The sequence below is a fragment of the Sphingobacteriales bacterium genome (genome assembly GCA_016706405.1).
GTDB lineage: Bacteria > Bacteroidota > Bacteroidia > Chitinophagales > UBA2359 > BJ6.
Genome location: JADJJT010000001.1, coordinates 370,924 through 385,316, shown reverse-complemented (window position 1 = coordinate 385,316; position 14,393 = coordinate 370,924). Strand labels below are relative to the sequence as shown.

General features: G+C 39.3%; 13 protein-coding genes. All 13 read left to right on the top strand.

Going from position 1 to position 14,393, the window contains the following annotated elements; all coding sequences use genetic code 11:
* Nucleotides 1-132: 132 nt before the first annotated feature.
* The 13 genes from crcB (at nt 133) to IPI59_01565 (ending at nt 14,330) form a co-directional block, all read left to right on the top strand.
* Nucleotides 133-507 carry a fluoride efflux transporter CrcB gene (crcB, locus tag IPI59_01625; protein MBK7526270.1) on the top strand — a complete coding sequence of 125 codons (375 nt, stop codon included), beginning with the start codon at nt 133-135 and terminating at the stop codon, nt 505-507.
* Between the two features lie 746 nt (nt 508-1,253).
* Complete coding sequence (locus tag IPI59_01620) at nt 1,254-2,072, top strand: helix-turn-helix transcriptional regulator (protein ID MBK7526269.1); 819 nt, start codon at nt 1,254-1,256, stop codon at nt 2,070-2,072.
* A 78-nt stretch (nt 2,073-2,150) separates the two neighbouring features.
* On the top strand, nt 2,151-3,188 hold the full coding sequence (locus tag IPI59_01615) for a hypothetical protein (GenBank protein ID MBK7526268.1): 1,038 nt from the start codon (nt 2,151-2,153) through the stop codon (nt 3,186-3,188).
* Nucleotides 3,189-3,210: 22 nt separating this feature from the next.
* Nucleotides 3,211-4,188 carry a c-type cytochrome gene (locus IPI59_01610; protein ID MBK7526267.1) on the top strand — a complete coding sequence of 326 codons (978 nt, stop codon included), beginning with the start codon at nt 3,211-3,213 and terminating at the stop codon, nt 4,186-4,188.
* A 286-nt stretch (nt 4,189-4,474) separates the two neighbouring features.
* Nucleotides 4,475-5,281 carry a helix-turn-helix transcriptional regulator gene (locus IPI59_01605; protein MBK7526266.1) on the top strand — a complete coding sequence of 269 codons (807 nt, stop codon included), beginning with the start codon at nt 4,475-4,477 and terminating at the stop codon, nt 5,279-5,281.
* A 55-nt stretch (nt 5,282-5,336) separates the two neighbouring features.
* On the top strand, nt 5,337-5,825 hold the full coding sequence (locus IPI59_01600; GenBank protein MBK7526265.1) for a hypothetical protein: 489 nt from the start codon (nt 5,337-5,339) through the stop codon (nt 5,823-5,825).
* Nucleotides 5,826-6,413: 588 nt separating this feature from the next.
* Nucleotides 6,414-6,953 (top strand): hypothetical protein, encoded by a 540-nt coding sequence (locus IPI59_01595; protein MBK7526264.1) that lies wholly within the window; start codon nt 6,414-6,416, stop codon nt 6,951-6,953.
* A gap of 721 nt (nt 6,954-7,674) precedes the next feature.
* Nucleotides 7,675-9,105, top strand: coding sequence for a hypothetical protein (locus tag IPI59_01590; protein ID MBK7526263.1), 1,431 nt, complete (start codon nt 7,675-7,677; stop codon nt 9,103-9,105).
* A gap of 34 nt (nt 9,106-9,139) precedes the next feature.
* Complete coding sequence (locus tag IPI59_01585; GenBank protein ID MBK7526262.1) at nt 9,140-9,943, top strand: hypothetical protein; 804 nt, start codon at nt 9,140-9,142, stop codon at nt 9,941-9,943.
* Between the two features lie 214 nt (nt 9,944-10,157).
* Nucleotides 10,158-10,772, top strand: coding sequence for a NifU family protein (locus tag IPI59_01580; GenBank protein MBK7526261.1), 615 nt, complete (start codon nt 10,158-10,160; stop codon nt 10,770-10,772).
* Between the two features lie 179 nt (nt 10,773-10,951).
* The gene (locus IPI59_01575; protein ID MBK7526260.1) at nt 10,952-11,482 is read left to right on the top strand and encodes a DUF2480 family protein; all 531 of its coding nucleotides are present in this window, start codon (nt 10,952-10,954) and stop codon (nt 11,480-11,482) included.
* A 36-nt stretch (nt 11,483-11,518) separates the two neighbouring features.
* A complete protein-coding gene (locus tag IPI59_01570) occupies nt 11,519-12,223 on the top strand; it encodes a peptidylprolyl isomerase (protein MBK7526259.1) in 705 nt (234 codons plus the stop codon).
* A 235-nt stretch (nt 12,224-12,458) separates the two neighbouring features.
* Nucleotides 12,459-14,330, top strand: a complete 1,872-nt coding sequence (locus IPI59_01565) for a 2-oxoacid:acceptor oxidoreductase subunit alpha (protein MBK7526258.1) — start codon at nt 12,459-12,461, stop codon at nt 14,328-14,330.
* The last annotated feature ends 63 nt before the right edge of the window (nt 14,331-14,393 follow it).

Genomic DNA, 14,393 nt, shown 5'->3' with positions numbered 1-14,393 from the left:
CCTAAATCCATTTTCAATTAAAATGCACTTTTTAACCTTACAAGCATGCGCATGGCGACAGCGTAACGACCACCGACCAAGAAAAATAAACTGACAAAAACTAAATTATTAGCAAACAACAGCCAAAATATAATGAAAGAATTATTAACAGTATTTATAGGTAGTGGACTTGGTGGGCTGACACGGTTTGGACTTGGAAGGTGGATTGATAGTTGGCATAGCCAACATTTTCCCTACGGAACTTTTATAGTTAATGTAGTTGCCTGTTTTGCTTTGGGTTTAGTAATCGGACTTGCAGACCATAGACAAATGCTTTCTCCGACAGCAAAATTATTTTTGACAGTTGGTTTTTGTGGCGGCTTTAGCACATTTTCAACCTTCAGTAGCGAAACCTTGACGCTTTTCCAACAAGGACATAATTTAACTTCTGTGCTTTATGTTCTTGGAACTGTGTTGCTTTGTGTAACCGCAACATTTGGTGGACTATTTATCGCAGAGAGGATATGAACAGTGTGCTGACATCCGATAAATTGAAAACACAATACAAAACTTATTTGTGGACAGAAAAACACGAACCGCTAACCAAAGAGCAACCGTTACCTCAACACGTTCAGCACAAGTGCACAACCTGAGTTTTTTAAGCAGTTTTTTTATCCTTAGTACGACAAAATTAGCGCTTTTAAACCGTAACTAATTGATTATCAATACCTTTTTTTTCTAAAATCTAAAAGGCGGACAAGTCGGGAAAACAAATAGGCCATTTTTTCCGGAAAATTTACAACGAACTTGTTTAAAAATTAGTTGCTAAACCAGGTTGGAACTATGTGCCATTGAAGCAATTGCGAAACTAAGTCATCTATAAATCTGTTTTACATTTTTGTAGCCTGTTTTTGTCTCAATAGTTTTTAAGTATCGAGTGTTTAAAACGGTCACATCTTTTAATGCTTAAACAAATTTCTATATGTCTATGTGGTTAATTATGTGGTTTAATTCTTAAACAACTTCAACGTTAAAATTATCGAAGAGCAAGCATTTAGTTGAGGTAAAACTAAGAAGAACCAAAACCAACCCGCTGCCAAACAGCAGCTTTTTGTACCGAATTTGTTAAAATGTGAAGAGAAGTATTATTTCAGAGGAAGAACTTTATGATAAAACTTGAAATAAAGTATAACTTTGCCCTTTACAAGCTGTCTAATTAGGGCAAAAAATGGCTGTTTTACGCAAAACCGAAATGACGGCATGTAATTATCAGTATGGCAAAGTCCACTTACATATATTTCCCAACAAGTGAACCCGAAAAGTGCTTCATCAATAGTATTTGGCGACTATCGGACGATGATTTGTGTTGCCGAAGGGAAATAATACTGCCCAAAGGAACAATAGAAATTATTTTTAACTTCTCTGATAAGATTTGCTACTTCAATCCTACCTCTCACGTTCTCCAAAATTTGCCGGCCACATTTGTTAACGGATTAAATTTTAAACCCTTCGAGCTTATTAAAACCGGACGACAAGAATTTTTGGGGATTCAATTGAATAGCTTAGGGCTTCGGCTGCTGTTTGACGTTTCGGCCAAGGAAATTAACAATATAGTTTGTCCCGGAAATGAAATATGCTCCCAACTTGATGATATTGCAAATGAATTGTTTCACGAAAGTGTGTTCAACCAACAGGTTCAAATAATATTATCGTGGATTAGAGAAAAAATTTCGACCAAAAAATTTCAAAATTCAATTGACCGGATTCAAAAATTAATTCGCTGTAAGTACTATAATGACCTTACTGTTAAAAAACTCAGCCAGGAAATTTGCCTCTCCGACCGGCAACTCAGACGTTTTTCACAGGATTGGTTAGGGATGAAAACAGAAGAATTTATTCGCTACTGCAAATATTTAAAATGCTTACACGCGCTTCACAATTCAAGGCAAAGCCTCACCGAAATAGGTTTAGATGCGGGCTATTATGATCAGGCGCATTTTATTCACGGGTTCAGGTGTTTTACAGATATGACACCTAAACAATATAGAGAAGCAAATACTGAATATATGGGACATATTCTGATAGGCGTATAAAATGTCCGAATTATACAATTATTTTGTGTTTGGGGAGAAGTAATTTTGTGAATTTATTCAACGATAATTGCCAACATCATGATCTACAAATTCTCATTAATCGAAAGAATTCTTTTATCGAACGATATTATTCCCCATCCATTTGCCGATGCTTCTTCCTCTGTTGGGCTTGGATTTGCTTTAGGAAGTGCCATAAAGCTAAAAATAGCCGACCAACTAACCACAGATTTTAAAGATATAAAGCAAATTGCCAAAGACGCAAATGTAAGCGAGATAGGTGCCGAATTAATTCTTGACTGCCTTGATGCTTTGGGATATGTGAAGAAAAATGGCAACCAGTATGCCTTTTCAAAAAGGGGTTTTAAAAATTTATCGCCACAATCTCCGGATAATTTCAGGTATTTTATTTTGTTTTGCGACTTCTTATACAAAGGCTATTTGAATTTAGACGAAACTATTCGCTTGGGGAAAAGACCTCAATCTAATATGCTCGAAGAGATGACCGACTATGAATGGGAGCTATTTTCAAGAGCAATGATTGATATTGCAAAGACGAATTTTAAAGAAGTAGCCGGAAAAATTCCGGTTTCAAAAACAGCAACAAAAATGCTCGACCTTGGCGGCTCACATGGTTTATACAGTATTGAACTTTGCAGGCGAAACCCAAACTTAAATGCTACTGTAATTGACCTGCCTCCGGTAAAAAAATATACCGATGAATGTGTCGCACAAAATAACGCATCGAATAATGTTTCGTTCCTGCCCGCCGATTTTATGAAAGACGAACTCCCCAAAGGAGTTGATGTTATTCTTGCATTTAATATAATACATGGTCTAAATCCTTCAGAGAATGAAATATTGGCAAAGAAGGCATACCTTTCGCTCAATGAAGGCGGCATTTATGTAATTCTTGACCAAATTAAAGGAATTGGCGGAAGTTCGCAAATGTCAAAGGCTACCACTTCCTACATGGCATTAAATTTATTACATCAAGCAGGCGGTAAAACCTATTCAAAAGCCGAAATAGACAGTTTTACCCAAAAAGTGGGCTTTAAAAGCGCAAGCTTAAAAAAGCTGAATGCACCCGGATTTGGCGTAGTAATTTGTTATAAATAAATTTAAAATCAAATACACACTCATGAAAAAAGTATTCAAATACCTTGCCTACGTTGCCGTAATTATTTTTGTAGTAATTGCCGCGCTGCTTTCTTATGTAAAATTTGCATTACCGAATCTTGGCCCTCCGCCCAATTTAACGGTTCAAATTACCCCCGAAAAAATAGCGCGTGGCAGCTATCTTGCGCATCATGTAATGCTTTGCGTGGAGTGCCATTCTACACGCGACTGGACTTCTTTTTCAGGCCCCATGGTGCCGGGCACAGAGGGAAAAGGGGGCGCGGTCTTTGACCAAAATCTTGGATTTCCGGGCAGATATATTGCCCCCAACTTAACCCCTTTTCATCTTAAAGATTGGACAGATGGGGAAATATTCCATGCGGTAACCGAAGGGGTGTCAAAAGATGGCAGAGCTTTGTTTCCGATAATGCCGCACCACCTTTACGGGCAGCTCGATAAAAACGATATTGAGGCAGTTATTGCATATATTAGAAGTTTGAAGCCTATAGAAAGCAAAAATGAAATTTCAAGCTCCGATTTTCCCATGAACTTTATCATTAATACCATTCCTAAAAAAGCTGCTTTTACTACTATTCCACCCAAAACCGATAAACTTAATTACGGAAAATATATTATTACAGCTTCGGCATGTATGGGCTGCCACACTAAACAAGAAAAAGGTAAATTTGTAGGGGAGCTTTATGCCGGAGGTTTTGAATTTAAATTTCCGGATGGCTCAGTTGTAAGGTCGGCAAATCTTACTCCGGATAAAACAACCGGACTTGGCGACTGGACGGTTGAAAAATTTGTAGGTCGCTTCAAAACCTATGCCGACAGTGCCTATATTAATCCGCAGGTAAAACCCAAAGAATTTCAAACAACTATGTCTTGGACTATGTACGCCGGCATGGATACTGAAGACCTGACGGCAATATACAACTATCTTCAAAGTCTTAGTCCGGTTAATAATAAAGTAGAAAAATTTACTCCAGCCAAGTAAAATTGGGCAGCTATTTTTTTAGCTTCAACAAACTAAATCGCTGCGCTTGCCACTGCCGGGAAAATGCTCCAAAGGACAGTTTTTTGCCCCCGATTGAGAAGAAAAATACCTGCGTAGTTCTCAACTGCGTGTAGTCTCATCTCTGAAACGCCATTCCTCCGGATTAAACCACTAAATCGCCTCTATTTGAAACTGATTATTTTATTTAATTGTTGAAAATTAAGCGTTTTTTGCCAAGCTGCCGGTGGTAGAAACCTTTTGACAACCTTCACAGTAGAGCAGATAGATGGAAAATTATTTTACAACACCTCATTCACCACTCATCAAAGGCACTGTTTGTTCATTATGGCAAGTTCGCAGACAAAATAATCCCGCTGTACATGAAACTATAATTCCGAATGGAGTTGTCGAACTAATTTTCAGTTTTGAAAACCAAAAACTATATGCGCAAGTAAACAAGCAAGCCATAGTCGTTCCAAAGTGTTTTATTCAAGGATATAGCACTTCTCCAATACACCTGAACCTTTCGGGGCAACAAACTTTTTTTGGTGTTGTCTTGAAACCAACTGCGGTAAAACACATTTGTCAATTTCAGCTTGCCGAGTTTAACAATTGTGTTGTGGATTTAACTGTAATAGATACTACCTTTTATGATTTATGGCATCGGTTGGGAGAACAAACTACCTTTGAGGCTAGAACAACCATTTTTACAGCATGGCTGATGGAGAGAACGCTACAATATACCGAAAGAGAAAAGGCAATTAATATTTTCTTATCCTCGCATACAAATCTCCATTTATCGGTTTCAGAAATAGCACGTCAGTTTTGCTACTCATCAAAACAACTTTCAAGAAAGCTGAATGAACTTACTGGGCTAAACACAGAGCAGACTTTGCTTTACAAAAAGTATTTGCAGGCGCTTCACCTCGTGCAATCTTCCGAATTGTCACTCACTGGCATTGCTTTTGATTGCCACTTTTACGACCAGTCTCATTTTATTAAGACTTTTAAGTCCTTGTCTATGCTTACACCAAAAGAGTATAGGCAACGCAAAAGCCATGTCGAAGGACACCTCTTTGAAAATGTCTATTAAATACAATTTTGAACCTCTTTGCAGGCTTATTTTTGTCTTTTAAATTATTATTAAAATGACAAACTATAAAAACATACTCTATTTTTTACTGTGCCTAAGTTTTTCAATTATTCTTGGAGCTTCAGTTTACGAGCATCTGGCAGTATGGCCAAACGCATTTGCAGCTCCACCAAAATCTTTGACTATGTTTCAGGGCGATTATAAACTTAATCCCGGGTTATTTTGGAGGATAATTCACCCAATAACATTGTTGTTATTTATAATTAATCTTATCATAAGCTGGAAAACAGAACGAAAAAAAAATGTTTTAATAGCAATGACTGGCTACGTATTAATTGCAGTAGCAGCGTTTCTTTATTTCTCGTCTGAAATAGTATCACTTACAACAATTCAATATGAAAACACCATAAACCAAGAAATAATAGATAGGTTTTCGCTATGGGAAACACTTAGCTATTTTGAGTTGACATTTGCCGTAGTTTTAGCATTTATTTTATTTATGGGGCTTACTAAAGCTGCCGACAAATCAAAACGCCTAACATAAATATTAGACTTTATGAACAAAGGTAGTTTTTGGGCTAAACTGCCCGCCATAGCTGCATTTGCCGCGTTTTAGGCAAACCTCAATTTTGAACTATTGAATGCCTTAGATTGGACTTGTCAAAGTCCGATACTTCCGGATAAAATTGTATTTTGGCCATTTTCCGGATAAATTTACGCCCTATTTGCTGTTCCTGCCTCAAACGCCATTCTTCCGGATTTATTAAACCTCAAAAATCAAGGCACCTAATCTCCTAATATGCAGCGTTAGCTAATTGCCGCTGTAATACGCCTTCGAGGGGTACAGTTCGTAGCACAGCGTAGTTGCACTTGACGCGGAACTGCTTCGCAATTGGCAACCAATTATACCGTCAATCGTTAAATTAAACAGGGTTAAGGTAAAATTAAAAATTAAATCCGGCGTTTAAACTTTAGGGGTGTTAATTACATCAAAACCATTACATCATTTTATTCAAGGCCTAACCGCCCCCGCGCCTTGTTTTCTTGCCTTATTTGGTTTTTTAAGCAGGTGTAATAGTTTTAGCCTTATCTTTGCAACCCATTTTAATTGTACTAACATTATTTTTTCCTTATGTTTCAGCACAAAAACAGTATATTTTTCATTGCGCCTCTCTTATTTCTTACCCAGCTTTTATCAGCGCAATCATGGATTCCGAAAGACCTGCAAACAACGACCCTTATTATTGAACAATTTAAATACTACGACCCACAATACACCCTTGACGATGTGGACGAGGAGTACGAAGCCCGTAAAATTGAATTTTTAAATACCACAAACCTAAACCTCGACAATTACAATGAAAAAGCCGATGCCATTTTTAAAACCTACCATCATAAATACGCCATGAGCGCCCCCGGCGAAATAAACAAACTATACCCCGATGTGCAGCAATACCGCTATATATTGCGCCGCGAGCCATTTTTTGGCAATAAAAAGGTGCTTAATGCCGCTTCAAATACTGTCGAAGACGTGTCGTATTTTGCCTACCGCTACTATTTCCACGACCGGCAAACTAAAACCGACTATACCCCCTACTATTTTTCGGGCGACTTGTGGCTGCAAATGCAACGCCTGGTTTTTTGGATGAACAAAGCTTGGCAACAAAAATAAAATGTATTTAACCTATACAAGTAATCCCATGTCAATTAATTTTAAATATTGGCATGGGATTTCTAATTTATGCTAATTTGAGAGGTAAAACAGCCCAACATAATGCTTTCTAATTTCCGGACTTAAGTTTAAAGTTTCCGGAGTTTCTTAACTCCGCCTCCACAACGTTGTGCGATTTTTGTTTCCCAACCTTGCATTGCCATTTCAATTACACTCGTCTGTTGTTTGAAAATATATATACAAAATTATTGTTAATATGCTGTTTTTTTAATTTTGACATTTTTTGTGTTTTGAGGCAGCCTTTCAAATACCTTTGCCGTTATACTTAGTATAAGCGCTTTATTGATACGCATATAAATATTTTAAGATTACAGGCAACCCTTTTTAAGATTTAAGACTCTACACTTCAACAAGTTTTAGACTGATTTTACAGACAAGCCGACAAACGCAAATAAACTTGTTTCGGCTAACTAATAAGGCAATTTTTTGATGACACAAAGAAAAGCAAGGCAAATAAGTCTTTGCCAAGGAAGTCTTTGTCTTTGCAAAACAAAATACGGAATATATTTAGGAAAACAGAGTATTTACAGCGAAAATAAAAGTTTATCCGGAAAACTTTTTTTAGCCCTAAATGCAAATAAAAATACATTACAGCTATTAGTATCATGGTCCAACACTATCATCTTACTTATTTTCTTTCACATTTTTTAAAAAAAACACCATGAAAAAATTAGTTCATTTATCATTTGTTGCGCTAATTATTGCGCTTTTTATCACTTCTTCTACCGCTTTTGCCTCTTCAACTTCAACAAAGTGTTTTACCTTTACCAACAACGAGAATGCAGCAGCTACCGACCTTCATATTGAATTAAACAAAGGCTCGTGCCCAACTAAAGAAGACCCCAAAATAAAAAACGCAGCCGGTGCTGTAAGCGGCAGTTTCGAGCAAAGGCATGGAGACGGCTCGAACAATAAAACCTATTACGACGGAACCGTTCCAAACGGAGGTGGCTCTGTAAAAGTTTGTGTAACATATGACGGCACAACTCCGGAAGTAAAGAGCTGGCGCTGGTCGCAAGGGTTTACAAACAACGATGTTACCAAGCCAATATGGTTAGGCACAAAAAAAGACGCTAAATCTCCGGATATAAAAATTATAGCAATGGCACTTCCAACGGACGAGACACTTGTTTGCAAAGCAACAGGGACAGGGCGCACTACTGGGAATATTGCCAACCTTAGTATAAAAAACACATCAAACGAAAATGTTGCCGTAGAATTAGGCCCGTATCTTATTCCATCATCGGGGAAATATCAACCTTATATTGTTCCATCTATTCCCGAAGTAATAGTTCCGGCAAATGGTTCTTTAAACACAAAAATTTTTGGTTATTGCACCGATATTCATACGCCACCCGTACCCGATGGGCAAGCATTTCCTCCGGTAAATGAGTGGATTACACCCGGCCCAATAGCTTCGGGTTGGCAACCTAATACGGTTAATGGCTGGATACCCATTCCTGCTGGCAATTTGCCCAACGATGTTGTTGCCTTAAACCCAGTAAATACTCTTCCTTTAGGCCACACTATAAATGTAAATAAACAACCGTTAGAAGCAGCCCCGGTTTTATTTGAAGCAATAAAAGTTATTTCATCTACCTTTGATGGGCTTAAAAACGAAGGACTAATTACTACTCCTTTTTCCGGAAACCCCGAGAAAGAAAAAGAGGCGGTAATTCAACAAACATTCTGGATTTATGCCGCCGCCTTGGAGGGAAAAGATTATGAAAAAGATGATTTCCGGAATAATACCATCAAACAGTTTGAGGCAGGAGGGCAAAATTTTAATGCCGCTACATCCCAAACAAAATCGAACGTAGAAACAGGAGTTACCAATTTTTGGAACACTTTTGAAGCTGTTGGCGTAGAGGCAAAAGTAATAACTATTTCGGGAGAGGATGAAGAAGATGAAATTGACGAAGAAGACGAATTGCCCATACTCATTCAACCGGGTTACGAGAAATACGCGGCAGCCCGAGCACTTGGCAGTAGCCACGAAAAAGCCATGAAAGAGGCTTTTGTCTGGGAAGATAAAAGAAAGCAATGGGCAGAGACATTTAAAAAAATATACAAAAACCAGGGCGGCAAATAATTATTTATGAATCACTTTAATACAAATTATAGTTATGAATAATTTTAAATTACCCAAGGCACAAGTTTTAATACTCATCTTTCTGTTAATATCTTTTCCTTGCCTTGCACAAGTAAACTGGAATCAAATAGATATTGCCTCAAAAGAAGCAAAAGTATTGAAAACCCCTCATTGGCTTCGCTTTACGCTTTCAGTAAATGCTGCTACTACAGTGGCAAAAACACAAAGCGACCATGTTAATCCAGAAGATGTACTCAACGCTTTAAATGATGATTCAATACATGCAATTTTAATTGAAAAATTTTCCGGATATTTTTTTTACGCTAACACCTCAAACCCCATTAATTTAGAGGGCAGTTCTTCTAAAATTATACTCGGCTCTCAACTCAGCAAATCAATAGGCAAAAATTTTGAAGCCGGCGTGGGTGTAAAATTTATAAAACAAAAATGGAATGGAACATTTCCGGTAACAGTTACTCCGTTTGGGGTAACGCTACAACACATTGAATACGGAACAATCGCATCAGAAGCATCTTATTTTTTGCTTAACACTAATGGCACGTATTATTTTTGGTCAAGCAAAATTAGCCCGTTTCTTACGGCAGGTGCTCAGTTGGCGGTACTAGGTAAACCAAAATTTAATGCCGAGTTAGAAGGTGTTGCCATGGAACTAAACGAGCCCGAAAAAGACAACCAAACTGTTTCTGCCTTTGGAGGGGCGGGGGTACGGTTTATTTTTGGGAAACATTTATTTGCGCAGGCAGTCCTTGGCGTCAATAAGTTTCCCTCGCAACAATACGCCCCCCTAATTCAAGTTGGAATAGGTGCGGGAATTTAAAACCAACCATTACAATTAATCCGGAGAGATGCGAGCTAAAAGCTTTTAAGCTTTTAGCTCGCATCTTTTTTACTTGCTTTATTGACTTTAACATATTATTTTGGCATTCTTAGCAAACCAAACGTATCTTTGTGGTGTTGTTTATTGTTGGCAACCAATTTTTTGGTGCTAAAATACAATAAATAAATTATCTGTTTTAAATTCAAAACTAACCATGCAAAACCAACCCCGCATAGTAAGCATATATATTGAAGATACTCCTAACCCCGAAACCAAAAAATTTGTGCTTAACCACATGCTATTGCCACAAAACAGCGCCGATTTTCCGACTGCCGCCAGCGCCGAAGGGATAGCGCCCTTGGCAACTGCTTTGTTTGAGTATTTCGAAACGGTAAAAGGGGTGTTTATAATGAACAATTTTGTTACCATAACCAAAACCACCGATGCCGATTGGTTAGATATTAGCTCTGAACTGCGCGAATTTTTGCGCGGCTATGTAATGGCAGGCCAGCCCATTGTTTATACCATCAAACTGGCCGAACAAATGGACACACAGGCATCTACCACAAACACCAATGTTGTTACCGATGATGACGATGATACGGTGCGCAAAATTAAAGATATACTAACCAAATACGTGCAGCCTGCCGTTGCAATGGATGGTGGCAGTATTGTATTTAGGTCATACGCAGACGGCATTTTGCGTTTAGGCATGCAAGGCTCGTGCAGCGGTTGCCCATCGAGTAGCGTAACCCTAAAAGCAGGTATTGAAGGCCTGCTTAAACGCATGGTGCCCGAAGTACAGGAGGTAGAGGCCGAAATGTTATAAGTAAAAAAACAAAACAAATAACACAATTTATTATTTTGGATAATTTGAAATAAAGACTGTTTTATGGTCTGTAACTTAATCCGGATATAGCCTGCACTGTGTTGTATGGGTCATAAAAGTTTTCCGGAATTAAATAAATGCAGAAAATAACCAAATAATCAATTTTATTAAATTAAATTATGCTTTCGCCCCCCACTACCGAGCCACCAATAGTAAACCGCGTTGCCCAAAGCGGTATTGTTACCTTAAATCTTGAGGCTTACTACCCCAACAACGAGGCGATTTTATTTGACTTAAAAGACTATTTATTTATGGGCTTAATTTTAAAAGAAAAAGATTTTAGAGAAGCTCTAACCAAACACGACTGGACACAATATCAAGGTAAAAATATTGCAATAACTTGCTCTGCCAATGCCATCATACCGCTTTGGGCTTATATGCTAGTAGCTAACTACCTTACCCAATATGCTAATTATTTTGCCGTTGTTGCCAATACACAAGTTTTAACTGACTTGATTTTTATTCAAAACCTAAGCCAGCAAATTAACCCCGAAACTTACCGCGACAAACGAGTAGTTGTTAAAGGCTGCGGCGACAAAACCATACCAGCTGCCGCCTTTGCCGAAATTACCCGTCTATTGCAACCCGTTGTTAAAACTTTAATGTACGGCGAACCCTGCTCAACAGTGCCAATCTATAAACAAAAATAGAATTTATATATAATAAAAAACAAACTTTATTAAACTATGTATCGCTTATTTATGGTGCTATTAGCCGCAACTGTACTTTTAACAGTAGGTGCGTGCAATAAAAAAAGTGCCTCGTCTGAAAAAAACACCGAAAACAAAACAACAGCTACTACTGCTGCCACCCCACCGCCGCCGCCACCCTCCGCCCCTCCAAAGCAGCAACCGCCCGCAGCTACCGGTAATGCCGCCAAAATTAATCCCGCCGAAATGCAAACGCTTATTGCCAATGCAAAATACGACAAGGATATTAATGTAGTAATGAAAACTAACAAAGGCGATATTGAAATTACTCTTTTTGCCACCAAAGCACCCAAAACAGTTTGCAATTTTGTTGAATTAGCCAAACGCGGTTTTTATGATGGCCTAATTTTTCATAGGGTTATTAAAGGCTTTATGATACAAGGCGGCGACCCCACCGGTACCGGACGCGGCGGCCCAGGCTACAAATTTCAAGACGAGTTTGACCCCTCGCTTAAACATACCGGCGCCGGTATTTTATCAATGGCAAATGCTGGCCCTGGCACCAACGGCTCGCAGTTTTTTATTACTCACGCCGCCACCCCTCATTTAGATGGCCGCCATACCGTATTTGGCAAAGTAACAAAAGGCTTAGAGGTTGTTGATGCCATTGCAAACACCCCAACAGCCGCCGGCGACCGCCCCGTTGAAGACGTAGTGATAAAGAAAATTATCGTTAAATAATCTTATTCTTAAATCAAAACATAACATGTTTAAAATAAAAAGCAGAGAATTGCTTCTTTAAAAAGTGGTTCTCTGCTTTTTTACGCTTGTTTGTATTTGCTCAGTTCAAGCTTTCAAAGCGAAAAAAGCCCTCAATTGAAAAAAATACCCGAACTTTGCATGTCGTTTTTACTACCCCACTCTAAAAGAAACACATCAGAACAAATAAACTTAAATACTACTTTTACCTGCCATTATGCACATTATTGAAACCAAAGAAGAAGTTACCATAAAATTTGCTGGCGATAGCGGCGACGGCATGCAACTAACCGGCAACCAATTTACAAACAATAGCGCATTGTTAGGCAACGATATTGCCACTTTTCCTGATTTTCCAGCCGAAATTCGCGCTCCACAAGGCACTTTAGCAGGCGTATCGGGGTTTCAATTGCACTTTGGCAGCGTATCTATATTAACCCCCGGCGACACTTTTGACGTTTTGGTAGCCATGAACGTGGCCGCCTTAAAATCTAATATAAAACGGGTAAAAAGAGGGGGCATTATTATTGCCGACATTGCCGGATTTGATAAAAAAAATATGCGCCTGGCTAAATATCCGGATGGGGCAATTAGCCCGCTCGAAGACGATACTTTATCCGGATACCAGGTTTTTCAATTCGATATTACCCGCCTCACACGCGAGTGTTTGGCCAATCATACCATTAGCACAAAAGATAAAGACCGCTCAAAAAATATGTTTGTGCTGGGCTTTTTGTATTGGATGTATAACCGCGATATGGCCTCGACCAAACAATTTTTAACCCAAAAATTTGCTAAAAAACCCGACTTATTAGATGCTAACCTAAGTGCTTTACAGGCCGGATATAATTTTGGCGATACAACCGAAACTTTTACCACCCGCTATAAAGTTGAACCAGCCAAAATAGCCCCCGGAACTTATCGCGGCATTATGGGCAACCAAGCCATTGTACTGGGCTTAATTACCGCCTCGCAAAAAAGCGGTTTGCCGCTGTTTTATGGCAGCTACCCTATTACACCCGCCTCGGATATATTACACCAATTGGCACGCTACAAAAATTTTGATGTGCGCACTTTTCAGGCCGAAGATGAAATTGCAGCCGTTTGTGCCACACTTGGTGCAGCGTATGGAGGGTGCTTGGGTGTAACAGGCACATCGGGGCCGGGCATAGCCCTAAAAGCCGAGGCAATGGGCTTGGCCGTTATGCTTGAGTTGCCCATGCTAATTATTGACGTGCAACGCGGCGGCCCCAGCACCGGATTGCCCACCAAAACCGAACAAAGCGACCTGCTGCAAGTACTGTACGGACGAAACGGCGAATGCCCCCTGCCTGTCTTGTCCACTTCTTCGCCAGCCGACTGCTTTGATACAGTTATAGAAGCAGTGCGCATTGCAACCCAATTTATGACCCCAGTAGTATTGCTTAGCGATGGCTATATTGCCAATGGTGCCGAACCATGGAAAGTTCCGGATGAAAGCGAAATTGCCGAAATACCCGTTCAGTTTGCCCAACCCAACCTAAACCCCGATACAGGCAATTTAGAACAGCCTTTTATGCCCTACGAGCGCAACCAATATTTGGCACGCCCTTGGGCTTTACCTGGTACGCCCGCACTTATGCACCGCATTGGTGGCTTAGAAAAAGAAGATGGAACAGGCAACGTTAGCTACGATGCGGCCAACCATGAGTATATGGTTAAAATACGCGAAGCTAAAATATCCGGAATTGCCCAACACCTGCCACCACAAACCATTTTGAGTGGCCCACCACAAGGCGACGTGCTGGTTTTAGGATGGGGTTCAACGTATGGCGCAATTCAATCGGCAGTTATTGAAATGCTAAACGAAGGCTACGCCGTTGCCCACGCACATTTACGACATATTAGACCCATGCCAGCTAATTTAGGGCAACTACTGCTTAACTATAAAACTGTTTTAGTGCCCGAAATAAACAATGGCCAATTAGCACGCTTATTGCGCGATTTGTATTTACTGCCTATACAACAATATAATAAAATACAAGGCACACCTATTACCAAAGGCGAACTTAAAGAGGCTATTTTACAGTGCATTAAACACCAACAATAACAAAATTTGAGCTAAACTAATTTATTGAAAATAAAAAGCGCAATAAAACCATACCTTATTTTT